Source organism: Mesorhizobium sp. B1-1-5 (assembly GCF_006443065.1).
Classification (GTDB): domain Bacteria; phylum Pseudomonadota; class Alphaproteobacteria; order Rhizobiales; family Rhizobiaceae; genus Mesorhizobium.
Genome location: NZ_VFWS01000028.1, coordinates 1 through 26781 on the forward strand (window position 1 = coordinate 1; position 26781 = coordinate 26781).

The 26781-nt window shown below is 63.0% G+C and carries 24 protein-coding genes; 18 read left to right on the forward strand and 6 right to left on the reverse strand.

Going from position 1 to position 26781, the window contains the following annotated elements:
* Positions 1-106: 106 nt before the first annotated feature.
* Positions 107-1258 (forward strand): gamma-butyrobetaine dioxygenase, encoded by a 1152-nt coding sequence (locus FJ980_RS12160; RefSeq protein WP_140543127.1) that lies wholly within the window; start codon positions 107-109, stop codon positions 1256-1258.
* Positions 1255-1845: an HD domain-containing protein gene (locus tag FJ980_RS12165; RefSeq protein WP_140543128.1), complete on the forward strand. Its 591-nt coding sequence runs from the start codon at positions 1255-1257 to the stop codon at positions 1843-1845. Before FJ980_RS12160 ends, FJ980_RS12165 begins: the two co-directional genes overlap by 4 nt.
* A 52-nt stretch (positions 1846-1897) precedes the next feature.
* On the opposite strand, the gene FJ980_RS12170 is transcribed toward FJ980_RS12165, so the two are convergent.
* A complete protein-coding gene (locus FJ980_RS12170) occupies positions 1898-3706 on the reverse strand; it encodes an NAD(P)/FAD-dependent oxidoreductase (RefSeq protein WP_140543129.1) in 1809 nt (602 codons plus the stop codon).
* Positions 3707-4290: 584 nt separating this feature from the next.
* Here FJ980_RS12170 and FJ980_RS12175 point away from each other — a divergent pair.
* The 10 genes from FJ980_RS12175 (at position 4291) to FJ980_RS12220 (ending at position 16228) form a co-directional block, all read left to right on the forward strand.
* On the forward strand, positions 4291-6072 hold the full coding sequence (locus FJ980_RS12175; RefSeq protein WP_140543130.1) for an acetolactate synthase 3 large subunit: 1782 nt from the start codon (positions 4291-4293) through the stop codon (positions 6070-6072).
* 24 nt (positions 6073-6096) lie between these two features.
* Entirely contained in the window at positions 6097-7083 is a 987-nt protein-coding gene (locus tag FJ980_RS12180) for a hypothetical protein (RefSeq protein ID WP_140543131.1), read from the forward strand.
* Between the two features lie 56 nt (positions 7084-7139).
* Entirely contained in the window at positions 7140-7715 is a 576-nt protein-coding gene (gene ilvN / locus FJ980_RS12185; RefSeq protein WP_027169049.1) for an acetolactate synthase small subunit, read from the forward strand.
* 106 nt (positions 7716-7821) lie between these two features.
* Entirely contained in the window at positions 7822-8418 is a 597-nt protein-coding gene (locus FJ980_RS12190) for a LysE family translocator (protein ID WP_140543132.1), read from the forward strand.
* 421 nt (positions 8419-8839) lie between these two features.
* Entirely contained in the window at positions 8840-10144 is a 1305-nt protein-coding gene (locus tag FJ980_RS12195; RefSeq protein ID WP_140543133.1) for an efflux RND transporter periplasmic adaptor subunit, read from the forward strand.
* Complete coding sequence (locus FJ980_RS12200; RefSeq protein ID WP_140543134.1) at positions 10141-13293, forward strand: efflux RND transporter permease subunit; 3153 nt, start codon at positions 10141-10143, stop codon at positions 13291-13293. The genes FJ980_RS12195 and FJ980_RS12200 overlap by 4 nt, the downstream gene beginning before the upstream one ends.
* A 64-nt stretch (positions 13294-13357) precedes the next feature.
* Entirely contained in the window at positions 13358-13975 is a 618-nt protein-coding gene (nthA, locus tag FJ980_RS12205; protein WP_140543135.1) for a nitrile hydratase subunit alpha, read from the forward strand.
* Positions 13972-14631 carry a nitrile hydratase subunit beta gene (nthB, locus tag FJ980_RS12210; protein ID WP_140543136.1) on the forward strand — a complete coding sequence of 220 codons (660 nt, stop codon included), beginning with the start codon at positions 13972-13974 and terminating at the stop codon, positions 14629-14631. Before nthA ends, nthB begins: the two co-directional genes overlap by 4 nt.
* Positions 14618-14968, forward strand: coding sequence for a nitrile hydratase accessory protein (locus FJ980_RS12215; RefSeq protein WP_140543137.1), 351 nt, complete (start codon positions 14618-14620; stop codon positions 14966-14968). Before nthB ends, FJ980_RS12215 begins: the two co-directional genes overlap by 14 nt.
* Before the next feature lie 132 nt (positions 14969-15100).
* Complete coding sequence (locus FJ980_RS12220) at positions 15101-16228, forward strand: ATP-dependent RecD-like DNA helicase (RefSeq protein ID WP_140543138.1); 1128 nt, start codon at positions 15101-15103, stop codon at positions 16226-16228.
* A gap of 115 nt (positions 16229-16343) precedes the next feature.
* Here FJ980_RS12220 and FJ980_RS12225 read toward each other — a convergent pair whose 3' ends face one another.
* Positions 16344-16739, reverse strand: a complete 396-nt coding sequence (locus FJ980_RS12225) for an STAS/SEC14 domain-containing protein (protein ID WP_181175949.1) — start codon at positions 16737-16739, stop codon at positions 16344-16346.
* A 109-nt stretch (positions 16740-16848) separates the two neighbouring features.
* Between FJ980_RS12225 and FJ980_RS12230 the strand changes: the two genes are divergently transcribed.
* From FJ980_RS12230 to FJ980_RS12240, 3 genes are all read left to right on the forward strand, one after another.
* Positions 16849-17589 carry a pyridoxine 5'-phosphate synthase gene (locus tag FJ980_RS12230; protein ID WP_140543139.1) on the forward strand — a complete coding sequence of 247 codons (741 nt, stop codon included), beginning with the start codon at positions 16849-16851 and terminating at the stop codon, positions 17587-17589.
* Between the two features lie 86 nt (positions 17590-17675).
* A complete protein-coding gene (locus FJ980_RS12235) occupies positions 17676-19589 on the forward strand; it encodes a potassium transporter Kup (RefSeq protein WP_140543140.1) in 1914 nt (637 codons plus the stop codon).
* 141 nt (positions 19590-19730) lie between these two features.
* Positions 19731-21647, forward strand: coding sequence for a potassium transporter Kup (locus tag FJ980_RS12240; RefSeq protein ID WP_140543141.1), 1917 nt, complete (start codon positions 19731-19733; stop codon positions 21645-21647).
* 145 nt (positions 21648-21792) lie between these two features.
* Here FJ980_RS12240 and FJ980_RS12245 read toward each other — a convergent pair whose 3' ends face one another.
* Positions 21793-22686, reverse strand: a complete 894-nt coding sequence (locus tag FJ980_RS12245) for an SDR family oxidoreductase (RefSeq protein WP_140543142.1) — start codon at positions 22684-22686, stop codon at positions 21793-21795.
* Positions 22687-22959: 273 nt separating this feature from the next.
* Between FJ980_RS12245 and FJ980_RS12250 the strand changes: the two genes are divergently transcribed.
* Together FJ980_RS12250 and FJ980_RS12255 are read left to right on the forward strand one after the other, a co-directional pair.
* Positions 22960-23370 (forward strand): helix-turn-helix domain-containing protein, encoded by a 411-nt coding sequence (locus tag FJ980_RS12250; protein WP_140543143.1) that lies wholly within the window; start codon positions 22960-22962, stop codon positions 23368-23370.
* An 81-nt stretch (positions 23371-23451) separates the two neighbouring features.
* Positions 23452-24681 (forward strand): NAD(P)/FAD-dependent oxidoreductase, encoded by a 1230-nt coding sequence (locus FJ980_RS12255; RefSeq protein ID WP_140543144.1) that lies wholly within the window; start codon positions 23452-23454, stop codon positions 24679-24681.
* Here FJ980_RS12255 and FJ980_RS12260 read toward each other — a convergent pair.
* Together FJ980_RS12260 and FJ980_RS12265 are read right to left on the reverse strand one after the other, a co-directional pair.
* Entirely contained in the window at positions 24635-25354 is a 720-nt protein-coding gene (locus tag FJ980_RS12260; RefSeq protein ID WP_140543145.1) for a glutathione S-transferase family protein, read from the reverse strand. The two genes, FJ980_RS12255 and FJ980_RS12260, sit on opposite strands and share 47 nt — an antisense overlap.
* On the reverse strand, positions 25355-25660 hold the full coding sequence (locus FJ980_RS12265; RefSeq protein ID WP_140543146.1) for a Rieske (2Fe-2S) protein: 306 nt from the start codon (positions 25658-25660) through the stop codon (positions 25355-25357).
* Between the two features lie 96 nt (positions 25661-25756).
* Between FJ980_RS12265 and FJ980_RS12270 the strand changes: the two genes are divergently transcribed.
* Entirely contained in the window at positions 25757-26212 is a 456-nt protein-coding gene (locus tag FJ980_RS12270) for a MarR family winged helix-turn-helix transcriptional regulator (RefSeq protein ID WP_140543147.1), read from the forward strand.
* 21 nt (positions 26213-26233) lie between these two features.
* Here the strand turns inward: FJ980_RS12270 and FJ980_RS12275 are convergent, their stop codons facing one another.
* Entirely contained in the window at positions 26234-26665 is a 432-nt protein-coding gene (locus FJ980_RS12275) for a DUF1772 domain-containing protein (RefSeq protein ID WP_181164842.1), read from the reverse strand.
* Positions 26666-26781 lie beyond the last annotated feature (116 nt).

The window sequence follows — 26781 nt, forward strand, 5'->3', positions numbered from 1 at the left end:
TGGTTTCACGGAAATGAACGGAAAATCTTGCACCAAGACAAACGGCAACCTTTCAAAATCCCTGTGTCGGAGAACTAGTGGCGGGTGAAGGATAGGAGCTTTCGGAATGTTGGGGACGGCAACGCTAGACGACGACGGACGCGTGATCGAGCTTTGCTGGAAGGACGGAACGGTGAGCCGCTTCCACGCGATATGGCTGCGCGACAACGCGCTGGACGACAAGACGCGCAGCGCCGGCAACGGACAGCGGCTGATCACCATCCTCGATATTCCCCCCGAGACGCGGATCGGCGCGGCCGAGATCAAGGGCGAGCTGCTCGAGGTCACGTTCGTTCCCGAAGGCAAGGTCGTCAGCTTTCCCTCAAGCTGGCTCCGCGCTCATGCCTATGATCGCAAGGAGGTGCGCGAGCCTGGCTGGACGGCAAGCGACATAGAGCGCTGGACGAAAGCCACGATGCAGAAATCCGTGCCGCGCGCCGCCTATGCCGATGCCAGCCGCGACAGCAACGTCTTGCGGCAGTGGTTGGCCGCGGTCCGCAGCTTCGGCTTGGCCGTGATGGACGGCCTGCCTGCCGAATCCGGCGCGCTGTGCAAGGTGGCTGACCTTTTCGGCTATATAAGGGAGACCAATTACGGGCGCTGGTTTGAGGTGCGGGCCGAGGTCAATCCGAACAATCTCGCCTACACCAATCTCGGCCTGCAGGCGCATACCGACAATCCCTATCGCGATCCGGTGCCGACGCTGCAGATCCTGGCCTGCATCGAGAACACGGTGGAAGGCGGCGAGTCCAGCGTCGTCGACGGGTTCGCGGTGGCCGCCGCGCTTCAGTCGGAAAACCCGGACGGATTCCGGCTGCTCTCTTCCTATCCGGCGCGTTTCGAATATGCCGGCTCGTCGGGCGTGCGGCTCAAGTCCAAGCGGCCGATGATCGAGCTCGGGCCCGATGGCGAGCTCATCTGCATCCGCTTCAACAACCGCTCGCTGGCCCCGACCGTCGATGTGCCCTTCGCTGTGATGGACAAATATTATGCGGTCTATCGCCGGTTCGCCGAGCTGATCGAGGATCCTGCCTTCGAGGTCACGTTCAAGCTCGAGGCGGGGCAATGCTTCATCGTCGACAACACCCGCGTCATGCATGCGCGCAAGGCGTTTTCCGGCAGCGGCAAGCGCTGGCTGCAGGGCTGCTACGCCGACAAGGACGGCCTGCTGTCGACGCTTGCGGCGATCGAGCATGGTTTCAAGGAGGCGGCGGAATGAAGCCGGACGAATTGAGCTCAGGCAACATCGTCGAATTCATCGCCGATATTTTCGAGCGTCGCGGCGCCGAATCCTATCTCGGCGAGCCGGTCACGATGTCGGAGCATATGCTGCAGGGCGCGCGGCTGGCCGAGCAGGACGGCGCGCCGGAGGAGCTTGTGGCGGCGGCGCTGCTGCACGACATCGGCCACTACACCAGCGAGTTCGGCACCTATTCGCCTGACGATGTCGAGGACAAGCACCATGACGAGGCGGGCGGTGAGGTGCTGGCGCCGTTCTTCCCGCCGGTCATCGTCGAATGCGTCAGGCTGCATGTCTCGGCCAAGCGTTATCTGTGCGCCACCGATCCGACCTATTTCGGCAAGCTGTCGCCAGCTTCGGTGCATACGCTGTCGCTGCAGGGCGGGCCGATGAGCGCGAAGGAGGTGGCTGAGTTCCGCAGCAATCCCTTCCACGACGAAGCGGTGCGGGTGCGTATCTGGGACGAGGGCGGCAAAGTCGCCAACATGAAGACGCGGACCTTTCGCGACTACGTGCCCTTGCTCGATCGGGTGGTGAAGAAGTTCGCGGCTGAAAAGGCGGCATAGACGGCAGAAGCCCGGCCCGTTGGGCTTCTGCCATCCGCGAGAGCGCCGTGCGTCAGCTCTTGTGGTGCACCTCCTGCAGCCCGTAGACGGGCGTCGGCAGGCCAACTTGGCGCGCCTTCAGCTGCAGCGACAGATACTGCGAATAGTGGCGCGACTGGTGCAGGTTGCCGCCATGGAACCAGAGCGCTTCCTGCTGCGTCGGCTTCCACATGTTGCGCTGCTCGCCTTCCCAGGGACCCGGGTCTTTCGTCGTGGCGGAGCCGAGGCCCCAGACTTTGCCCACCTTGTCCGCTACCTCCTCCGAAATGAGGTCGGCGGCCCAGCCGTTCATCGAGCCGTAGCCGGTGGCATAGATGACGAGGTCGGCCGGCAATTCGGTGCCGTCGACGAATTTGACACCGGTTTCGGTGAGTTCCTGCACAGCGGCGCCCGGTCCGCTCTTCAGCTTGATCGAGCCGTCGATGACGAGGTCGCAGGCGCCGACATCGATGTAGTAGCCGGAGCCGCGGCGCAGATATTTCATGAACAGGCCCGAGCCGTCGTCGCCCCAATCGAGCATGAAGCCAGCCTTTTCCAGGTCGTCGTAGAATTTCGCGTCGCGCTCCCTCATCTGCCGGTAAAGCGGGATCTGGAACTCATGCAGGATGCGGTAGGGCAACGAAGCGAAGATCATGTCGGCCTTGCCCGTCGTCATGCCGTTCTCCACCGCCTGCTCGGAGTAGAGCGCACCAAGCCCGACATCCATCAGCGTGTCCGACTTGACGATGTGGGTCGACGAGCGCTGCACCATGGTCACATCGGCGCCGCCTTCCCACAGCGCCGCGCAGATGTCGTGGGCCGAGTTGTTGGAGCCGATGACCACCACCTTCTTGCCGCGGTATTTGTCCGGTCCGGGATGGGTCGAGGAGTGCTGCTGCTCGCCCTTGAAGATGTCCTGGCCTTTGTATTTCGGCCAGTTCGCCTTGCCCGACATGCCGGTCGCCAGCACCAGTTGCTTCGGCTTCAGCACGATCTCCTTGCCGCCGCGCTCGACGACGATCGTCCATTCCTTGGCCTTCTCGTCGTATTTGGCGGATTTGGCGGTGGTGGAAGACCAATAGTTCAGCTCCATCACCTTGGTGTACATTTCCAGCCAGTCGCCGATCTTGTCCTTGGGCGCGAAGACCGGCCAGTTCTTCGGAAAGTCGATATAGGGCAGGTGATCGTACCAGACCGGGTCGTGCAGGCAGAGCGACTTGTAGCGCTTGCGCCAGGAATCGCCCGGGCGCTCGTTCTTCTCGACGATGATGGCCGGCACACCGAGCTGCTTCAGCCGGGCGCCGAGCGCGATACCGCCCTGGCCGCCGCCGATGATCACGACATAGGGTTGCTTGGTGTGGCCGAGTTCGGCGATCTCGTCGTCGCGCTCCTCACGCCACGTCTTGCGGCCCTTGCCGTGGCCGTGCTTGGCGCCGAGCGGGCGGGTGAAGCCGGCCTTCTCCTCATGGCCTTTCAGCTCCGCCATGGTGGTGAGCAGGGTCCAGATCAGGTCGCCCTTGAACCGCACGAGGCCAAAGCCGCGGGCAACGCTCGTCTCGAAGGTGATCCAGGCAGTGGTGACGCCGCTGTCCTCGCTCGCTTCCTCGTCCTTGGCCACCGCCCATCCGGTCGGCCTGGTGCTGGCCAGCGTCGCCTGCAGCATGTCGCGGATCTGGTCCTGGCCCTCCATCGTCTTCAGGTTCCAGGTGAAGGTGACGAGGTCGCGCCAGTAGCAATCGGCCTGGAAGCAGTTGACGGCGCTGTCGATGTCGCCGGCTTCCAGCGCCTTGCCGAACTTGTCGAGCAGCGCCTGCGCCTTGGTGGTGGGTGTTCTCTCGAGCATTTGTTCTCCTCCACTTTGCTAGAGTCCGGCATGAGCAATAAGCAGCCTGCCAACCGCGACGCTCATGAGCGATTGCAATGAAATCAATCTGTTAGGGCGATATGGGCTTCGATCGGCCGTGCCGGGTCGAGTCGATGGGTACCGATGCAGCGCGGCCAGGATTGAACTATGACATCGTCGCGAGACGATCGCACGCCGGACACGACCTGCTCGATCTCGCGTATGTGCTCGCCAGCCATGCGTCCTCCTCGCACGTCTTTTGCCAGCGTATAGTGGTGCGTCGGAGAGCGACGCTCAACTGTACTATGGTAGCTGTGGGGTGGTAGCGCGCAGGTACCGTCTCTCACAGGCGAGTGAATTCGCGCTGGACCCCATTGACGAGCCCGCGTTTTGGCCCTTATTGTCCGCGCCCATGAAAACGGCACTCATTCTCGTAGGCTGGCGCGTGGGCAAGGCGGTGTAACCGCCGGGCGAAAACCTCCCATGCGCACCACACAGGCTCCCTCGGGGGCCTTTTTTATTGCCTTGAACACGACTAAACGACCAGCAAATCGCCAGGCGGCGAACATTACGGGACCAGACCGATGAGCAACGGACAGAACGAGCGGCGCGAAATGACGGGCGCCGAAATGGTGGTGCAGGCGCTGAAGGACAACGGCGTCAAGCATGTGTTCGGCTATCCGGGCGGTGCCGTGCTTCCGATCTACGACGAGATTTTCCAGCAGGACGACGTCGAGCACATTCTGGTGCGGCACGAGCAGGGCGCCGGCCACGCGGCCGAAGGCTATGCGCGCTCGACCGGCAAGGCCGGCGTCATGCTGGTGACGTCGGGCCCAGGCGCCACCAACGCGGTGACGCCGTTGCAGGACGCGCTGATGGATTCGATCCCGCTGGTCTGCCTGACTGGCCAGGTGCCGACCTCGCTGATCGGCTCCGACGCCTTCCAGGAATGCGACACGGTCGGCATCACGCGACCCTGCACCAAGCACAACTGGCTGGTGAAGGACGTCAACGAGCTCGCCGCCACCATCCATGAGGCCTTTCATGTCGCGACGACCGGCCGACCCGGCCCGGTCGTGGTCGATATTCCGAAGGACGTGCAGTTCGCCAAGGGCATCTACGTGCCGCCGCAGACGGCGCCGCGCACCAGCTACCAGCCGAAGGTCCAGGGCGACCTGGAAAAGGTGAAGGCCGCCGTCGAGCTGATGGCCGGCGCGAAGAGGCCGATCATCTATTCGGGCGGCGGCGTCATCAATTCCGGCGCGGAAGCCAGCCATCTGCTGCGCGAGCTGGTCGATCTCACCGGCTTTCCGATCACCTCGACGCTGATGGGCCTCGGCGCCTATCCGGCATCCGGCAAGAACTGGGTCGGGATGCTCGGCATGCACGGCACCTACGAAGCCAATATGGCCATGCATGACTGCGACGTGATGGTCTGCATCGGCGCGCGCTTCGACGATCGCATCACCGGCCGGCTCAACGCATTCTCGCCGAACTCGAAGAAGATCCACATCGATATCGACCCGTCGTCGATCAACAAAAACGTTCACACAGAGGTGCCGATTATCGGCGATGTCGGCCGGGTGCTCGAAGATATGGTGCGGCTGTGGCGGGCGACCGCCAAGGTCGACAAGAAGGCGCTCTATCCGTGGTGGGAGCAGATCGCGAAATGGCGGGCGCGGGATTCGCTCGCCTACAAGATGAACAACGACGTGATCATGCCGCAATACGCGATCCAGCGGCTCTACGAACTGACCAAAGATAAGGACACCTACATCACCACCGAAGTCGGCCAGCACCAGATGTGGGCGGCGCAGCACTATCATTTCGACAAGCCGAATCGTTGGATGACGTCCGGCGGTCTCGGCACGATGGGCTACGGCCTGCCGGCCGCGCTCGGCGTGCAGATCGCGCATCCCGACGCGCTGGTCATCGACATTGCCGGCGACGCTTCGGTGCAGATGACCATGCAGGAAATGAGCTCGGCGGTGCAGTATGAGGCGCCGATCAAGATCTTCATCCTCAACAATCAGTATATGGGCATGGTGCGCCAATGGCAGCAGCTGCTGCACGGCAACCGGCTGTCGCATTCCTATACCGAGGCGATGCCGGACTTCGTCAAGCTGGCGGAAGCCTATGGCGGCCACGGCATTCGCTGCGACAAGCCGGACGAGCTCGACGACGCGATCCGCGAGATGATCACGGTCAAGAAGCCGGTGTTGTTCGACTGCCGCGTGGCGACCTTGGCCAACTGCTTCCCGATGATCCCGTCGGGCAAGGCGCATAACGAGATGCTGCTGCCCGACGAGGCGACCGACGAGGCGGTGGCCAACGCCATCGATGCCAAGGGCAGGGAACTGGTGTAGTTATTTCCACACACGGGGTTCCACATGAAGAAGTCGGCAGGAACGTTTTGCTTAACGCTACCCCTCATACTAGCGGTGCTGGGCGCATTAGCGATCGTTCTTGTCGTCAACGACAAGTCAGTAGCTCAAGAAATCCGCAACGTGCGGGGAACAACCGTATCTTTGGCGCCGCCGGAAGGTTTTGAGCCTGCGACAGATTTTGCCGGTTTTGTGAACAATGGGATAAAGGGAACAATTTCTGTTACCGAATTGCCAAAAGAAGCATTCGGTGAGATGTCGGCACTTTTTTCAGATGTCCACAAGGTAAACGCAAAATTTTCTCAAGGCGGTATCAAAGTAAATACCCTTGAGTGGCTAGCAACAAATTCAGGGGAAACCATCCCGCTCATACACGGAACGCAGGACACCTTGGATGGCCGTTTTGACAAATGGATGGCTTTGTACGGTGGCACCAAGACAGCACTGGTCACTCTACAGGTTTGGGAACAAAACCGTCTCGAGGCTTCCATAGTAAGGGAAGTATTCGCCTCTGCAAAAACTGGACCTATCGCGTCTGAAGATGAGCAGCTTTCGCTCCTGCCGTTTCATCTCGATGTAAGCAAGCCTTTTCGGCTCGTGGGCACGCCCGCAGGGGCGGGAGCATTGCTCACAGTAGGTCCAAACGATGTGAACTCCGGCGATGTGCAACCAATCCTCGCTGTGGTTCACCAGACGGGGTCGATATCGGCGGGCAGTCTGGAAAAGATGGCGGAAACTCAACTTAGGATTACGTCAAGTTTCCGGGCAGCTGAGATTCGGTCTACCAAGCGGATAGAGTTTGCCGGTTCCGAAGGAGTTTTACTTGAGGGTACGGTAATGCTGAGCGGAAGTGTCAAGCAATTCTCTCAGCGCTTCAGTATTAGCAAAGATGGTTTCTTTTTGCGTATGATTGTGGTGGGCAATGAGGCGCAAATGCAGGAATTACATGATGCAGTCGAGCGGATTGCATCGTCAGTCACCTTCAAGAGCTGAGCATACTCGTCCTAGCCCTTTTGGATACAGAGAAAAACCGAGATAGAAAGTTATCCATGAACGCACAGCACCTTCAACCGACCGGCTCCGCCTATTTTATCGCCAAGGAAACCGAGAAGCCGGAAACGCACACGCTTTCCGTGCTGGTCGACAACGAGCCGGGCGTGCTTGCGCGCGTCATCGGCCTGTTCTCGGGCCGCGGCTACAACATCGAAAGCCTTACCGTTTCCGAGACCGAGCATGAGAAGCATCTGTCGCGCATCACCATCGTGACGCGCGGCACGCCGCATGTGATGGAGCAGATCAAGCATCAGCTCGAGCGCATCGTGCCGGTGCACAGGGTGGTCGACCTGACCGTGCGCTCGCATGAGCTAGGCCAGGAGCGGCCGCTGGAACGGGAGCTGGCGCTGGTCAAGGTCGCCGGCACGGGCGACGCCCGGGTCGAGGCGCTGAGGCTCGCCGACGCGTTCCGCGCCAGCGTGATCGACGCCAACACCGAGCATTTCATCTTCGAGATCACCGGCAAGGGGTCCAAGCTCGACCAGTTCATCGCCATCATGAAGCCGCTCGGCCTGGTCGAGATCTGCCGCACCGGCGTCGCCGCGATGAACCGCGGCCCGCAGGGAATGTGAAACAGGACGACCATCCTGTTTTCAAGCTTTGGCCCGGCGGTTGCCCGGTTCTGGCTTTTGCGCATTCGCTAAAGGACAGTAAGGCTGACATATCCGGGAGGATAACATGTCGCTCGACACATTCCTTGCCCTGTTGGTCTATGCCTTCGTGACTTCGATCACGCCGGGGCCGAACAACCTCATGCTGCTGGCTTCCGGCGTCAATTTCGGTATCGCCAGGACGGTTCCGCACATGCTGGGCATCAGCATCGGCTTCCTGGTCCTGCTGCTGGCCGTCGGCTTCGGGCTCGGCGCGGTGCTGACCGCGGTGCCGGCGCTGCATACGGCGCTGAAGATCGCCGGCGCCGCCTACCTGCTCTACCTCGCCTGGAAGATCGCCATGTCGCGCTCGATAAGCGACGGAAAAGGAGCGGAGGGGCGGCCGATGCGCTTCATCGACGCCGCCGCATTCCAGTGGGTGAACCCCAAGGCATGGGTGATGGCGATCACCGCGATGGCTGTCTACACCAATGCCGATCACCCGTTCGTCTCGGTGGCGCTGATCTCGATCGCCTTCACCATCGTCAACCTGCCCAGCGTTTCGGTGTGGGCCGGCTTCGGCACGGCGCTGCGCGGCTTCCTGTCGGATCCTGTGCGGCTGAAATGGTTCAATATCGCCATGGGTGTGCTCTTGGCGGCGACTCTGTGGCCAATGCTCCGTTAGATGTGCCGATATTCAGGTGAGGCCGGCCTGCAAACGCTGGCTTTCTGCGCTTCCGGTGCTCACGTACGAAAAGTACGCTCCGCTCCGGCCTTCGCCGGCCGAAGCCCTCATAAGTGTCTCCGCCCTATGAAGGCTACGGCTGGCGTAGGCCGGTTCTCGAAAACCATCGTTTTCGACTCGGCCTGACCTGAATCTCAACACATCTGACAGTTTTCGGACGGTCGCAGAGGCGTTCGTTGGGTTCGTTTGCCGGCTGCTTGGCTATTGTGCAGTGCACATTAAATCTTCGTAATGCCCCGTTTTGGCCCTTTTCGGCCAAAGCCTTGTCCTATCTACTCCACGAAAATCGCGGCACGAGGTCGTGAAGCGAGCTAGAATGGACCACCGGGATCGGCGTGTCGGGTAGAAGGCTTATTTGTCGATGCGCGGAAAAATTGCCTTTGCAGTTGTTGCGGTCGCCTGCCTGGCGGGCGCCGGGCTCTATCTTTCGCCCACGACGTTGGCCAAGGTCCAGCAGCTGATTTCGGGCAAGCAGGCTGGCGTGACCGCCGCGGACAAGACATCGAGCGGCGATAAAGCGGCCGGTGCCCCGGACAATGCGAAAAGCGACAATGCGAAAGGCAGTGGTCCGCGTTCGGCCTCGATCGTCTCCGCCACCGCGACGACCGCCGATTTTCCGATACGCCGCTATGCCATCGGCTTCGTCTCCTCACCGGAGGTGGTCAATATCAACGCCCGTGTTTCCAGCCAGATCGTGTCGATCGCGGCGAAGGACGGGCAGATGGTCAAGGCCGGCGATCTGCTCATTTCGCTCGATGACCGGGCGCTGAGGGCGCAACTCGCCAAGGATCAGGCGCAGCTCGCCAAGGACCAGGCGATGCTGGTGAGCGCCCAGGCCGATCTGCAGCGCGCCAAGGACCTCGTCGCCAAGCAGGCCGGCACGCAGCAGACCTACGATCAGGCGCTGGCGGCGCAGAAAGCCGCTGCCGCCACCATCGACGCCGACAAGGCGACCATCGATGCCGACACCGTGCAATTGAGCTATGCAGCGATTACGGCGCCGATCTCGGGCCGGCTCGGCGCGGTCAACGTCTCGGTCGGCGATCTCGTCACCACCAGCAACGGCAGTTCGAGCAGCTCGACGCCGCTGGTCACCATCACGCAGATGGATCCGCTGCAGGTGAACTTCACGCTGCCCGAGAGCAACCTTGCCCTGTTGCACAAGGCGCTCTCCGATCCACAGCAAGGCGACGTGACGCTGACCAAGACCGGCGATCCCACGCCGATCGGCAAGGGCACACTCGATTTCGTCGATTCCAGCGTCGATACGGCCTCCGGCACCATCGCCACGCGGGCGAGCATACCGAATTCGGATCTTTCGCTGTGGCCTGGGCAATATGTGAACGTGGTGCTCGAGGCCGGCATGATGCCGCAGATGACCTCGGTTCCGACGGTCGCGGTGCAGTCCAGCCAGAAGGGGCCGTTCGTCTATGTCGTCAAGCCGGACAACACCGTCGAGATGCGGCCGGTGCAGGTGGCGCTGACGGAGGGCCAAAACAGCGCCATCAGCGACGGTCTCAAGAGCGGCGAGAAGGTCGTCGTCGAAGGCCAGACACGGTTGAAAAACGGCGCGGCGGTGCATGAAGGCAAACCCGCCGCGGGATCCGGTGATCAGGCATCGCCCAAGGTCGCGGAGGCCGACAAGGCCGGCGGGGCGAGCCGATGATCTCCGAATTCTGCATCCGCAAGCCTGTCGCCACCCTTCTGATGTCGTTCGCACTCATCCTGGGCGGTATTTTTGCCTACAAGTTCCTGCCGGTGGCGGCGCTGCCCAGCGCCGAATTCCCGGTGGTCAATGTTTCGGCCAGCCTGCCCGGCGCTTCGCCGGAGACGATGGCGACATCGGTGGCGACGCCGCTGATCAAGCAATTCGCGACGATCGCCGGCATCGATTCGATCTCGACCACCAATTCGCTCGGCCAGACCTCGATCGCCATCCAGTTCGTGCTCAACCGTGACATCGATGCCGCGGCCGCGGACGTCCAGGCGGCGATCGCGCGCACGCAAAGATCGCTGCCGCCGGAAATGACCTCGCCGCCAAGCTATCGCAAGGTCAATCCGGCCGACGCGCCGATCCTCCTGATGTCGCTGGTCAGCGACACGATCCCGCTGACCGACCTCGACGCCTTCGCCGAAAATGTCATCTCGCCCTCGCTGTCGACCATCGACGGCGTGGCCCAGGTCTCGATCTTCGGCCAGCAGAAATATGCCGTGCGCATCCAGATCGATCCGACCGCGCTGGCCGCGCGCGGCATCTCGATCGATCAGCTGCAGGCCGCCATCACCTCGGCCAACAGCAACACCCCGCTCGGTGTTTTGCAGAACAACAAGCAGCAGCTGACGATTACCGCCAACACGCAGCTTACCGACGCCGCAGGCTTCTCCAACCTCATCATCGCCACCAAGAACGGCCGCCCGGTGCGGCTGGGCGACGTGACGCGCGTCGTCGATTCCGTGCAGACCACGACGACGGCGAGCTGGTATGATGGCACGCGCGCGATCATCATGGCCGTGCAGCGCCAGCCCGACGCCAACACCGTCGACGTCGTCGACAAGGTCAAGGCGATGCTGCCGTCCTTCCAGGAGCAGATGCCGGCCGCTGCCCAGATCAAGCTGCTCAACGACCGCTCGACATCGATCCGCCAGGCCGTCGACGACGTCCAGTTTACGCTGCTGTTGACCATCGCGCTTGTGGTGCTGGTGATCTTCGTGTTCCTGCGCAGGGTGACGGCGACGATCATCCCGGCGGTGGCGGTGCCGATCTCGCTGATCGCCACGCTTGGCGCGATGTTCCTGTTCGGCTTCTCGATCGACAACATCTCGCTGATGGGATTGACTTTGGCCGTCGGTCTTGTCGTCGACGACGCCATCGTCATGCTGGAAAACATCTTCCGCCATATGGAAGAGGACGGGCTGTCCGCCTTCGACGCTTCGCTGAAGGGGGCGCGCGAAATCGGCTTCACCATCATCTCGATCTCGATCTCGCTGGTGGCGGTGTTCATTCCGGTGCTGCTGATGGGCGGCGTCATCGGCCGCATCTTCAACGAATTCGCCGTCGTGGTGACCGTCGCCATCCTGGCCTCGATGTTCGTGTCGCTGACGCTGACGCCGATGCTCTGCTCGCGCCTGTTGTCGGTGACCAAGGCCGATCGCGAAAAGCATGCCCCCGGTCATAAGCCGGACCTCATCACGCGCGGCTACGACCGGATCCTGGGCTTCTGCCTGCGAAACACCTTCCTGGTGTTCCTCGTCTTCATCGCGACCGCCGCGGCGTCGGTGTGGGTGATCCAGGTCTCCCCGAAGGGCTTCTTTCCGCAGGAGGATATCGGCCAGATATCGGTGAGCACGATCGCGCGCCAGGACATTTCGTTCGACGCCATGGCGAAGCTGCAAGGGCAGGTGGCCAGCGTGTTTTCGAAGTCGCCCTATGTCGACCATGTGGCCTGGTCGGCGGGCAGCGGCAACAACGCGCTCAACCAGGGTCAGCTCTTCGTCCAGCTTAAGGGCAAGGACCAGCGGCCCAACATCGAGAAAGTGCTCTCCGATCTGAGACGCCAACTGGCGGGCGTGGCGGGCATCGAGACCTATATGCAGCCCGTGCAGAACCTGCGGCTCGGCTCGCGGTCGTCGGCAAGCGCCTATCAGCTCGTGGTGCAGGGGCTCGACACCGGCCAGACGGATATCTGGGCGCAGAAGCTGAACGACGCGATGGCCGCGGATCACACGAAATTCACCGATGTCACCAGCGACCTGCAGAACAACGCATCGCAGGCCTCGCTGGTGATCGACCGCGACAAGGCCGCCCAGCTCGGCATCGACACCAACACGCTGCGTTCCGCCCTCTATGGCGGCTTCGGCACCGACCAGGTTTCGACGATCTTCGGTTCGGCCGACAGCTACGAGGTCATCACCGAGCTCGATCCCAAGATCGAGTGGTCGCCCGAACGGATGCTCGCCATCCAGATGCGCACGGCGAGCGGCAGCCTTGTGCCTCTCGGCGCCTTCGCCCATGTCGACCGCACGGCCGGCGCGCTGACGATCAATCAGCTCGGTCAGCTTCCGGCGGTGACGATCTCCTACAACCTGCCGCAAGGCGTCTCGCTCGGCGACACGGTGACCCGCATCGACCAGCTCAAAGAACAGATCGGCATGCCGAAGGAGATCTCGACGAGCTTTGCCGGCACGGCCAAAACCTTCCAGGATTCGCTTGCCAACCAGGGCCTGCTGATCGGCGGCGCGATCCTGACGATCTATATCGTGCTCGGCATGCTTTATGAGAGCTTCATCCACCCGCTCACCATCCTCACCGGCCTGCCGTCGGCGGTGCTGGGCGCCGTGGTAGCGCTGCGCTTCGCAGGCATGGATCTGTCGGTGATCGCGGTGATCGGCATCCTGATGCTGATCGGCATCGTCAAGAAGAACGGCATCATGATGGTCGACGTCGCGCTGGAGCTCAGGCGGCAAGGCATGTCGGCGAGGGACTCCATTCACAAAGCCTGCCTGATGCGCTTCCGGCCGATCATGATGACGACGCTTGCCGCGTTGATGGGCACGTTCCCGATCGCGCTCGGCACCGGCGCCAGCGCCGAATTGCGCCAGCCGCTCGGGGTCGCGGTGGTCGGCGGCCTGCTCGCCTCGCAGGCGCTGACGCTGTTCGTGACGCCAGTGATCTACGTCTATTTCGAGAATTTCTCCGGCTGGCTGCTCGGCTTCTCGTCGAAGAAGAGCCGGCCGGCGCTGCATGTGGTGGAAAACGGCGAGCAACGCTCGCTGTTCGATGGCGAACCCGAGCCGCAGAAGACGGCAGCCGAGTAGATCGCTCCGACTGGCCCAAGCCGTGGCGCTTGCCGCCGGCCGCAGCCGATCCTAGTCTGTGGCCATGTCCCATGATCATGATCACGACAACGAGCTCGATCCGTTCGCGGCGCGCGTGCGCGCGCTGGAGACGATCCTGACCCAAAAGGGCCTGATCGACCCTGCGGCCATCGACGTCATCGTCGACACCTATGAGACGAAGATCGGTCCGCGCAACGGGGCGCGGGTGGTGGCGAAGGCCTGGAACGATCCTGACTATGCCGAATGGCTCAAGCGCGACGCGACGGCGGCGATCGCCTCGCTGGGCTACACCGGCCGCCAGGGCGAGCACATGCAGGCCGTGTTCAACACCGGGGAGACGCACAACCTCGTCGTCTGCACGCTCTGCTCCTGCTATCCGTGGTCGGTGCTTGGCCTGCCGCCGGTGTGGTACAAGGCGCCGCCTTACCGCTCCCGGGCGGTGATCGATCCGCGCGGCGTGCTGGAGGAGTTCGGACTGACACTGCCGGCGCAGACGAAAATCCGCGTCTGGGATTCCACCGCCGAGCTTCGCTACCTCGTGGTGCCGATGCGTCCCAAGGGAACCGAGGGCTGGAGCGAAGAGCAGCTCGCCGGGCTGGTCAGCCGCGACGCGATGATCGGCACCGCGCTTGCCAAAGAGCCGGAAGGGGAGCTGGCATGAACGGACCGCAGGATCTCGGCGGGCAGATGGGTTTCGGGCCGGTCGCGCCCGAGAAGGACGAGCCCTATTTCCATGCTGCTTGGGAAAAGCGGGCGCTGGGTGTGACGCTGACGGCCGGTGCCATGGGCGCCTGGAATATCGACGAAAGCCGGCATGCGCGGGAATCGCTGCATCCCGCCGACTATTATTCCTCGAGCTACTACCAGATCTGGATCAAGGCGCTGGAAACGCTCCTGAAACGCCACGGCTTCATCACCGAGCGCGACCTTGCCGCCGGCAAGGCCGTCGATCCCGCCGCGACGCCGAAGAGAGTGCTGAAGGCGGCGGATGTGCCCGCGGTGCTCGCCAAGGGCGGGCCTTGCAACCGGCCGGTCGCCACGCCGGCGCGTTTTCAGCCGGGCGATCGCGTGCGGACGAAGAATTTCAACCCGACCGCACATACGCGCCTGCCGCGCTATGCGCGCGGCAAGCGCGGGAGGATCAAGGCGGTGCGGGATGGTTTCGTCTTCCCCGACAGCAATGCGCACGGCAAGGGCGAAAACCCGCAATGGGTCTACACCGTGGTCTTCGACGGGGGCGAAATCTGGGGCGAAGGCGCCGATCCGACGCTCAGCGTCTCGATCGATGCCTGGGAGAGCTATCTTGAGCCGGCATGAAGGTGCGTTGCCGGCCGGTTTCGACGAGCCGGTCTTCGCCGAGCCGTGGCAGGCCGAAGCCTTCGCCCTGACGGTTGCGCTGCACGACAAAGGCCTGTTCTCGTGGAGCGAATGGGCGGAGGCGCTTTCGGCCGAGGTGAAGCAGCCAGGCGCGGCAACGGACGGTCACGATTACTACGAGCATTGGCTGGCGGCGCTGGAGAAGCTGTTGTCCAGGAAGGGTGTCGCCCGCAAGGGTGAGGTCGACGAGCTCGCTGCCGCCTGGGAACGTGCCGCGCATGCGACGCCGCATGGCAAGCCGATCCTGTTGGAGAATGATCCAGGCGCAGTCCGATAGATCGTCTTTGTTCTCTTTACGTTCCGGTTGGCGCCTGATAGCCTGAGTTGACGAGGCTCGCGCTCGCAGCCGGCAACGGTCGAGATGGCGGCCAATCTTGTCTTTCGTCAGCGAATCCGGTCTGTCGCACTGATGGAATTTTCTCCCCAACAGGACGAGGCTCTGAAGGCGGTCGGGCGCTGGCTCAAAGAGGGCCGGCCACAGGTCTTTCGGCTGTTCGGCTATGCCGGCACCGGCAAGACGACGCTGGCGCGCTATTTCGCCGAGCATGTCGACGGCCAGGTACAGTTCGCCGCCTTCACCGGCAAGGCGGCGCAGGTGCTGCGCTCGAAAGGGGCGACCAACGCCCGCACCATCCATTCGCTGATCTATAGGCCGAAGGGCGAGGAATCGGTCGAGGACGAAGTCACCGGCAAGACATCGATGTCGCCGACCTTCTCGCTCAACCGGCAAAGCCCGATTTCGCGCGCCAAGCTCGTCGTCATCGACGAATGCTCGATGGTCGACGAGCAGCTCGGTCGCGACCTGCAGAGTTTCGGCACGCCGATCCTGGTGCTGGGCGATCCGGCGCAGCTGCCGCCGATATCGGGCGGCGGCTTCTTCACCGAACACGAACCGGATGTGCTGTTAACCGAAATCCACCGCCAGGCGCGCGACAATCCCATCATCCGGCTGGCGCTCGATGTGCGCGAGGGCCGCGAATTCATGCATGGCGACTATGGCGCGGCGCAGGTGATCGGCAGGGAAGCTGTCAACCAGGAGCTGGTTCTCAAGGCCGACCAGGTGCTGGTCGGCACCAACCGCACGCGCAGGCGCTACAATCAAAGGCTGCGCGAGCTGAAAGGGTTCAATGCCGACTTCCCGCAAGCCGGCGACAAGCTGGTCTGCCTGCGCAACGATCCGGCCAAGGGGCTGCTCAACGGTTCGCTGTGGAAGGTGATGACCTCGTCGCGCGAGACGGTGAAACCTGGCATCAACCTTTTGGTCTCGCCGGAAGAGGACGACCCCGACCGCGGCGTCGCCAAGATCAAGCTGCTCAAGGCGGCATTCGAGGATCCCGATGCCGAGATCCCCTGGCAGCAGAAGAAACGCTTCGACGATTTCGACTACGGCTATGCGCTGACCGTGCACAAGGCGCAGGGCTCGCAATGGAACGACGTGGTGCTGTTCGACGAGAGCTGGGCGTTCAAGGAAACCAGGCAGCGCTGGCTCTACACCGCCATCACCCGGGCCGCCGAGCGGCTGACGGTGGTGCGCTGACGACTAAAGCGGTTCACCGTTTCACGGAAACGGCGAACCGCTCCATCTCCTTGTTTTGGCGCAATTCCGGACGGAAAACCGCTGCGCACTTTTCCTGGAATTGCCCCAGCGAATGTCATGTCGGGCGCGCGCCAAGCCATTGCCAGGCGGCTTCCTCGTCGTCGACGCCAAAGCGCCTGAATTCGAAAGGCAGCGTCTTGGGGAAAAGGCCGGCGACGAGGGGGGCCCAACTCGGCTCGCCGATGGCCGCGCAGCGCACGACATGTTGCATCGCGTCGGCCACGCCCTGCTTGAGCGTGTCTTGCTTGATATTGGCCCAGTCGACGCTTTCCTCGTCGGTCAACCTGACCAGCACGTCGATCCTGGGATGCAGCGCGTAGGCGGCCTCCAGCAGTCCGAACAGGTTTTCCGCATCGGCCGGCGAGACATCGCCGACGACGTCGATGGCGAAAAGCGCATCGCGGTTGGTCTCGATGCGGCGGATCGCCGGCACGGCTTCGAGGAAATTCACTGGCAATTCCTTATGTTAGCCTCCATCTATCCCCTGGAACACGCGAAACCCTCTATCTGTTCCCGTCAAAGGCGCTATAGATGCGCGCCGATCCACTGGACCTCAGTTCATGCCCGCCAAGCTTTCGGTCAATCTCAACGCCGTCGCCATGCTGCGCAACCGTCGCGACCTGCCATGGCCGAGTGTGACCGGACTTGGCCGCATAGCGCTTGCCGCCGGCGCGCACGGGCTGACGGTGCATCCCCGCCCTGACGAGCGGCACACCAGGCATTCCGACCTGCCGGAGATCAGGGCGCTGATCGATGACGAGTTTCCGGGCGCGGAGTTCAACATCGAGGGCTATCCGACCGAGGATTTCCTGGCGCTTGTCGAAAAGAACCAGCCCGAGCAAGTGACGCTGGTGCCGGACGACCCTGCGCAGGCGACATCTGACCATGGCTGGAACTTCGTCGCCCAGGCGGCGTTCCTCACTCCGATCGTCAAGCGGTTGAAGAAGGGCGGGTTTCGCGTGTCTTTGTTCTCCGACGCCGATCCTGATGGGGTGAACGCGGCGCGCGATACCGGCGCCGACCGCATCGAGCTCTATACCGGGCCATATGGAGGTTACCATTCCGATTCCGCAAAGGCGGCGAAAGAACTGGAAAGGTTGGGAAAAACCGCTGATGCGGCGTTCGCGGCCGGGCTCGGTGTCAATGCCGGCCACGATCTGACCGTGAAGAACCTGCCGCCGCTGGCCAAACGCATTCCGGCATTAGCCGAAGTATCGATCGGACATGGGTTGACAGCGGATGCGCTGGAGTATGGCATGGCCGGCACTGTCGGGCGGTTCTTGAAGGCCTGCGGATGGTAGGGCGCCTTGCGTAACTCCGGCAGTTTCGGTGCGTCCCGCGCGTTGCGGCGACGTCGAAGCGTGGCGAATCTGATGAAATGGGGTTCATGGTGCTAGCCAACGCCAGCGAGACGGAATCCCTCGAACGCTCGGGCCATGCCGAAACCGAGCGGCAGCACAGCACCAAGGTTCTCATGCTTGGCGCGCTGGGCGTCGTCTACGGCGATATCGGCACGAGCCCGATCTACGCCTTCCGCGAGGCGCTGCATGCCTCGTCGAGCTCGGTCGCCCGCTATGACGTGCTCGGCGTGCTGTCGCTGATCGTCTGGGCGCTCACCATCATCGTCACGATAAAATATGTCGCCTTCGTGCTCAGGGCCGACAACAAGGGCGAAGGCGGCACGCTGTCGCTGATGTCGCTGGCGCGCAGCGCCTACCCCCCGGGCTCGCGTCTCATCCTGGTGATCGGCCTTTGCGGCGCGGCATTGTTCTTCGGCGATTCGATCATCACGCCGGCGATCTCGGTGCTTTCGGCGGTTGAGGGCCTGAAAGTCGTCACCCCGGCGCTCGACGCCTACGTGGTCCCGATCACGCTGGTCATCCTGGCCGTGCTTTTCGCCGTGCAACGCTTCGGCACGGGCAAGGTGGCGGCGGTGTTCGGACCGGTGACGGCGACATGGTTCGTGGCCATCGGAGCGGCCGGCATCTATCATATCGTCGATGACCCGTCCGTTTTCCTGGCGATCAATCCCTATTACGCGATCTATTATCTCGCCACCACGCCGACGGGCGCCTTCGTCACCGTGGGTGCCGTGTTCCTGGCCGTCACTGGCGCTGAGGCGCTCTATGTCGACCTCGGCCATTTCGGCCGCAAGCCGATCGTGATGGCCTGGTTCGCAATCGTTTTCCCTTGCCTGCTCCTGAATTATTTCGGGCAGGGCGCCTTCGTGCTCTCGCATGGCGGCAAGCCCACCAACCCGTTCTTCCAGATGCTGCCCGAATGGGCGCTGATGCCGATGGTGGGCCTGGCGACCGCGGCCACCGTCATCGCCAGCCAGGCCGTCATTTCCGGCGCCTTCTCGCTGACAAGGCAGGCGGTGCAGCTCAACCTTCTGCCCCGTATCGAGGTGCAGCATACTTCCGAGATGCAGAGCGGCCAGATCTATATGCCGAGGGTCAATCTCCTGGTGGCGCTCGGCGTCATGCTTCTGGTCGTCGGGTTCGGCAGCTCGAGCGCGCTCGCCTCGGCCTATGGCATTTCGGTGACCGGCGAGATGCTGATGACGACGATCCTTTTGTTCGTCGTCATGCGCTGGCTCTGGAAATGGCAGGTTGCGGCCGCACTAGCGCTGGCATTGCTGTTCGGCGTCATCGATCTCGGCTTCTTCTCGGCCAACGTCGTCAAGATCGTCGAAGGCGGCTGGGTGTCGATCACCGTCGCCTGCCTCATGGGCCTGATCATGTGGACCTGGATCCGCGGAACCCGCTACCTCTTCGACAAGACGCGCCGCAACGAGATCCCGCTCGATTTCCTGGCGGGGAACCTATTGAAGAAGAAGCCGCAGCTCGTCTCGGGCACCGCCGTGTTCCTGACCAGCGATCCGCTGAGCGCCCCCACGGCTCTGATGCACAGCCTGAAGCACTACAAGGTGCTGCACGAAAAGAACGTCATCCTGTCGGTGGTGACGGCGCCGCAGCCGGTCGTGCCGGACAGCGAACGCGTGAAGCTGGAGACGGTCAACGAGCTGTTCATGCGCGTGACTTTGACATTCGGCTACATGGAGCAGCCCAACATTCCGCGCGCGCTGGCCATCTGCCGCAAGCAGGGCTGGAAGTTCGACATCATGACGACGTCGTTCTTCCTCTCGCGTCGCTCGCTTAAGGCCTCGCCCAATTCCGGCATGCCGGTCTGGCAGGACCGCCTGTTCATCGGCCTTGCGCGGACGGCAGCGGATGCAACGGAGTATTTCCAGATTCCGACCGGACGCGTGGTCGAGATCGGCACGCAGGTCGCTATCTGACGTTTCTATCGGATGACGATGCCAACGCGCTCCGTACGCAGTGAAGCAGTGCGTCGGCGGCATGGGAGCCCTCACGCTAGGGCACTTGATATTGCACTGCAGCAAGCGTAGAGCACCGCGCATTTTATCGGAGTGTCGTCCATGGCCCTTGCCAATGGTGCTGAGGCAGAACCCGTCGACCAATCGAGCCATCCAGAGATCGAACAGCACAGCACCAAGGTGTTGATGCTGGGGGCGCTCGGCGTCGTCTACGGCGATATCGGCACGAGCCCGATCTACGCCTTCCGCGAGGCGCTGCACGCCTCGTCGGGCGGCGACGTGGCCAACCGCGCCGACATTCTCGGCGTGCTGTCGCTGATCATCTGGTCGCTTACCATCACGGTCACGGTAAAATACATCATGTTCGTGCTGCGCGCCGACAACCGCGGCGAGGGCGGCGTGCTGTCGCTGATGGCACTGGCGCGCGGCACTTTTCCGACACGCTCGGCGATCGTGCTCGGCATCGGCATCGTCGGCGCGTCGCTGTTCTTCGGCGATGCCGTCATCACGCCGGCCATCTCGGTGCTGTCGGCGGTCGAGGGCATGAACGTCGTCACCCCCGCCTTCCAGCCCTATGTGGTGCCGCTGACATTGCTCATTCTCGCCGCCGTGTTTGCCGTGCAGCGTTTCGGCACGGGCGGTGTCGGCCTGGTGTTCGGGCCGGTCACCGCCATATGGTTCCTTGCCATCGGCATATCCGGGCTGAAGCACATCATCTCGGACCCGGAAATCCTGTGGGCGATAAGCCCGCATTACATCGTGGCCTTCTTCATCAATTCGCCCGACGTGTCTTTCGTCACGGTCGGCGCCGTCTTCCTAGCCGTCACCGGCGCCGAGGCGCTCTATGCCGATCTCGGCCATTTCGGCCGCAAACCGATCGTGCTGGCCTGGCTTGCGATCGTTTTTCCCTGCCTGCTTTTGAACTATGCCGGGCAGGGCGCCTATGTGCTTGCCAAGGGGGGCACGGTCGGCCACCCGTTTTTCGAGATGAATGAGGGCTGGGCGCTCATCCCCATGGTGGTCCTTGCGACCGCGGCGACCGTGATTGCCAGCCAGGCTGTCATCTCCGGCGCCTATTCGCTGACCAGACAGGCGGTGCAGCTCAACATGCTGCCGCGGCTTGAAATCCTGCATACGTCGGAGAAGCAGTCCGGCCAGGTTTATATGCCGCGCGTCAACATGCTCCTGGCGCTGGTGGTGATGCTGCTGGTGGTTGGCTTCGGCGAATCCAGCAGGCTCGCCTCGGCCTACGGCATTTCCGTCACCGGCAACATGCTGGTGACGACGACGCTGCTGTTCATCATCATGACGCGCATCTGGAAATGGAACATCTGGCCGGCGATCGGCCTGACGGCGCTGTTCGCCCTGATCGACATTGGCTTCTTCGCCTCGAACGTCGTCAAGGTGTTCGAGGGCGGCTGGGCCTCGCTCGCGGTCGCCTTCGCCATCATCCTCGGCATGTGGACCTGGGTGCGCGGCAGCCGCTACCTCTTCGACAAGACCCGCCGCAACGAGATTCCGCTCGATTTCCTGGCGGCGAACCTGTTGAAGAAAAAGCCGCAGCTCGTCTCGGGCACCGCCGTGTTCCTGACCAGCGATCCGCTGAGCGCCCCTACGTCTCTCATGCACAGCCTGAAGCACTACAAGGTGCTGCACGAAAAGAACGTGATCCTGTCGGTGGTGACGGCGCCGCAGCCGGTCGTGCCCGACAGCGAGCGCGTGAAGTTGGAGACGGTCAACGAGCTGTTCATGCGCGTGACGCTGACCTTCGGCTACATGGAGCAGCCGAACATTCCGCGCGCCCTGGCCATCTGCCGCAAGCAGGGCTGGAAGTTCGACATCATGACGACGTCTTTCTTCCTGTCGCGTCGTTCTCTGAAGGCCTCGCCCAATTCCGGCATGCCGATCTGGCAGGACCGGCTGTTTATCGGCCTGGCGAAGACGGCGTCGGACGCGACCGAGTATTTCCAGATTCCCACCGGACGCGTGGTGGAGATTGGCACGCAGGTCGCGATCTGAGAGGATGGGCCGTGCCGGCCTCGGCTGGACACCGCATCTCGGAAAGGCGCGCTTGTCGCGACCGGTGAAAGCCCGATCCGGCTCGGATGCCCAAGAAATCGAAGTGAAGCGCGCCGGGGGGACGACCTCCCAGGCGCGCCAGACTTCAGCCGAGCAATGCGGCCTTGTTCGCTTCGAGGAACTGCCTCAGCGTCCGCGGCTTGCGGCCTGAGAGCTTCTCGACGGCATCGGTCACCTCGCCTATGCGGCCGGCGCGGGTGTTGGCATCGAAGGAGACGATGATGCGGGCGAAGTCCTCGGGAACGCCTGCCGCCTTGACGCCTTCGGTCAGCGCCTCGTCCGGCAACTGGATGACCTCCAGCGGCTTGCCGGTGACTTCGCTCACCAGCGCGGCGATCTCGCTTGTCGTGTAGGCCTGCGGGCCGGTCAGCGTATGGATTTCGCTCTGCTTCGAGCCGGAAGCGAGGCCGGCAGCAATGGCCGCCGCCATGTCGTCGCGCGCGCCGTGAGCGACGCGGCCGTCGGCGGCAGAGCTGTACCACTTGCCCGACGCAATGGCGTGCGGCAGCGACATGAACAGGTTCTCCTGGTACCAGCCGTTGCGGAAGAAGGTGTAGGGGATGCCGCTCGCCTTGATCGCTTCTTCGGTGCCGTAATGGTCGCCGGCAAACAGCACCGGCGAGCCGGGCTCCGGATTTGGCATCGAGGTGTAGAGCAGGTGCGAGACCTTGGCCGCCTTTGCCGCCGCCACCGCTGCCTGGTGCTGCTTCAGGCGCCGGTCGCTTTTCAGGTCGAGCTCGCCGGTCGAGATGACAAGCACCCGGTCGGCGCCCGTGAACGCTTCTTCCAGCGAAGCCTTATCGTCGAAGTCGGCGACTCTCACAGCGACGCCCCGCGCAGCCAGATCGGCGAGGTTTTCCGGGTTGCGTGTGGTGGCGATGATATTGGCTGGCGCGACTTTCCGTTCGCCAAGCAGATGATTGACGACGGCGCGGCCAAGATGGCCGGAAGCACCGGTTACGAGAAGGGTTTCGGTCATCGGGTATCCCTTAAAAATTGCCAATGGCGGGTCTGGTTGGCGGTCTCAAAAAGAGACCAGCGCTAAAATAGGAATTGACCGCAGGCCGTAAAGAAGGCAGTTTTTCGGGAGGTAGGCACTGCGAGGGAACCACCCCGGCCGGCCTAAAGCGCGTCGCGATCTTTCAGATTCGCTCCATGCGCTTTAGGTTTTTGATTTTTACGCATGTCTTTATCCTGAAACCGGTTCCCGCTTTCGGGAGACATGCTTTAGTTTCGATCAGCGGATGTCGCGATGGACAGCAAGATCTTCAATCTGAAAGCCAAGCTCGAGGTCTACAAGGCCATGACGAACGGCGCCAATTTCGCCGATTGTCCGGTCCGCGACGTGATCCAGGGTATCAGCGGCAAATGGAGCTCGCTGCTGGTGATGGCGCTGGCCGAGAAGCCCTATCGCTTTGGGGAGCTGCGCCGGTTGGTTCCCGACATCTCGCAGCGCATGCTCACGCAGACGCTCCATGATCTGCAGCGGGACGGATATGTGCACCGCGAAGTATTCCCGACCAAGCCGCCGAGTGTCGAATATAGCCTGACAGATCTTGGACGCTCGATGTTCCTGCCTCTGCAACAGCTCGTTCAATGGGCCGAACTCAACCATGACGCGGTGCGCGATGCGCGCGCCGCCTTCGACGCCGCCCAAGGCTGATCTCTCGACAAGCGTCAAAGCGCCCGATTGATCCGGCGCGTTCCAAGCGGGATTGTCCCCGTAGGGTCGGGTTGGGGGACGATGGGCAAGTCTTACGAGATCGCGATTGCTGGCGCTGGTCCGGCCGGGCTGGCTGCAGCGCTTTACCTCAAGCGGGCCGGACACAAGGTCACCATTTTCGAGCGTTTCGACACGCCGAAACCTGTCGGCTCAGGCCTGATCCTGCAGCCGACCGGGTTGACCGTGCTCGCCGATCTCGGCCTGCTCGACGAGATCCTTTCGCTTGGCAGCCGCATCGAGCGGCTGCACGGCACTGACGCCGGCAGCGGGCGCACGGTGCTCGAAGTCCGTTATGACGCGCGGCGCGGCCGCCGCTTCGGCCTCGCCGTGCATCGGGCGGCGCTGTTCGGGGTGCTCTACCGCGCCGCCTTGCGCGAAGCGGTCGCCATCGAAACCAATGTCGAGGTCGAAACGCTGAAAGTCGGCGAGCGGGCGACGCTGGTCGGCGGCAATGGCAGCCGGCTCGGACCCTTCGACCTCATTGTCGATGCCAGCGGCGCGCGCTCAACACTGCGGCGCTATCTCGGCGATGCCGCCATGCCGCGGCCGCTCGCCTATGGCGCATTCTGGGCGTCGCTCGGCTGGCGGGGCGGCTTTGACAAGCGGGCGCTGCTGCAGCGCTATGACAAGGCGAGCGTCATGGTCGGCGTGCTGCCCATCGGCCGGCCGGAGCCCGGCGCGCAAGAGATGGCGGCCTTCTTCTGGAGCCTCAAGCCGGCCGATGCCGAACAGATAAAGGCGAAGGGCCTCGATGCCTGGAAAGCGAGGGTGGTCTCTGTGTGGCCAGAGTGCGAGGCTTTCACCAGCCAGATCGACAGTTTCGAGCAGCTCTCGCTCGCCCGTTATGGCCACCACACGATGACACTGCCCGCCAGCCGGCGGCTTGCCGTCATCGGCGATGCCGCGCATTCGACCAGCCCGCAGCTCGGGCAAGGCGCGAACATGGCGCTGCTCGACGCGGCGGCGCTCAGCCATGCGCTGGTGCACGCGAAAGGTCTCGACGACGCGCTCGACACCTACGCGAAAGCGAGGCGCTGGCATGTGCGCGTCTTCCAGGCGCTGTCGCTGTCGCTGACGCCGTTCTACCAATCGGACTCCGCGGCCTTGCCCTTTGTCCGCGACCGTGTGGTCGCGGCGCTGGCGAGAGTTCCGCCAGGGCCGCAATTCCTTGCGGCCATGGTCGCTGGTACGGTAATCGATCCGTTCAGGCGGATCGGGCTTGCGGAGTTGCAATGGCCTGCAGCCGGATGACCTCGGACAGGTAAGATCCCTTTGCCCGAAGGAAGGCCTGCAGCCGCTGCGGATAGTCCAGGCCGACGGCTTCCTTCACCGACCGGCGTTTGCTCAAGGCCGCGCGCCATGCCTGGACGAGCGGCTTGCCGTCGAGAATGCCGAAATCGCCGATGCTGTCGAACGTGTCGAAATAGCGGAAGACCGGTCCGTAGACGGCGTCGACCAGCGAGAAACGATCTCCGGCGAACCAAGGACCGCTTTGCCTTGCCGCGAGTTCTGCTTCCACACGCGCGAACATCCCGGACAAGCCTGCGCTTTCATGGAGGAAAGCGGCTTCATCGGCAGCGGAATAGAAACGGCCGATGGCATTGAGGATCGCCGAGCCGAATTCGATCCAGGCGCGATGCCTGGCCCGCAGCAGCGGATCGGCAGGGTGCAAGGGATTGGCCTCCGTCTCCTCGAGAAATTCGAGGATAACGGCGGATTCGAAGATGATTTCCTGCGCGTCGCCATGCCGGACGCGCAGCAGCGGCACCTTGCCAAGCGGCGAGACCGCCTTGAACCAGCCGGGCTTGTTGGCAAGGTCGACATCGACCCGTTCGAACGGCACGCCTTTCTCGGCAAGCGAGATCGCGGCGCGCTGGACGTAGGGGCAGAGGTGATGGCTGACGAGAGTGAGCCTGGCGGTCATCTATTCCCCCCAGACGTAGTTCAGCGCGCCGTCTTCGACGCGGGTCGACAGGAACATCAGGCGGGAGCCCTTCGGCGCCGGGCCTTCCAGGTGTTCGCCGCTTGCGATGTCGAACTTCGCGCCATGCCATTGGCAGACAAATGAGCCGTCCTTGCATTCCAGCGGCCCGCCGAAATGCAGGCAGGCATTGGCCGCGGCGCGGATGCGCTCGCCGCTGCGCCAGACATGGACCTCGCGGCCGAAGAACGGCGCGATCAGGCTGCCGGTTTGCGGGATATCAGCGATCTTGCAGATTTCATGTTTCATCGGAGAACTCCATATCGATGCGTTTGCATCTATATGGATGCACTCGCATCGATCGTCAAGCTTGATGCATTTGCATCTATCCGCTAGGCTGCGCCGATGACGAAGAAATCCCCATCGCCCGAAGCCGTCGCCGCCTGGGCGCGCCTCATGCGCGTCTCGCGCCAACTGGTCGAAAAGACCGAGGACGCGCTGAAGGCCAGCGGGCTGCCGCCGCTAGGCTGGTATGACGTGCTGCACGAGCTGGCGGAAGCGGGCGAGGGAGGGCTGCGGCCGTTCGAGCTGATCGATCGCGTTCTGTTGGCGCAGTACGGCGTTTCAAGGCTGCTGGCCCGGCTGGAAGCGGATGGCCTCGTCGAAAAGCTCCCCGTTTCGGATGACGGCCGGGGCCAGACCGTGCGCATCACGCCAAGCGGTCGGGACATGCGCCGCCGCATCTGGGCCGTCTATGGCGCCTCGATCGCGGAACTGATGGGCGACAGGCTGTCAGCCAAAGAGCTGGAGATGCTTGCCGGGTTGCTCGGGCGGCTGCGCGATCCGCCTGTCACGGACTGAAATCCATGAGCCGACGAGCTTTCAGGGCAGGCGCAAGGCCCATAGAAATGCGATCGTCGCCAGCCCGCCCAGTGCGACACGGACCAGATGCATCTCGCCCCACCTGACGATCAATGACCTCGCCTGAGAATTGGCGGCCTCGGCATCCATCGCCTCCAGCATCCGGTTCGTCGGCATCATCACCAGCAGCGTCCATGGCCAAGGCAGAATGATGAACAGCGCACCGGCCAGATAGGCCGACGCGCCCGTCAGCCACCAAGCGATCAAGCCGAGAACGCAGGCGACCATGGCAATCGAGGCCTGCATGGCGGCGCCGCGCTTATAGGAGGGCTGCCATTCGCGCAGCAACGCCTGGTCATCGAGGCCAAGCCGCGCAGGCTGCTCCGCGACGCTGACATAGACAGCGGCACCGGTGAAAGCGGCGGCCACAGCCAGGGCGAGCAGACCGACCAGCATCGTATCCCTCCGGCAAGGAAATGGAAAATAGGGCTTGCATGACGTCCGGCAATACGGCATAGAACCGAACCGTAACGTACGGTACGCACCGGTCTTGTTGACGTAGCCGAGGG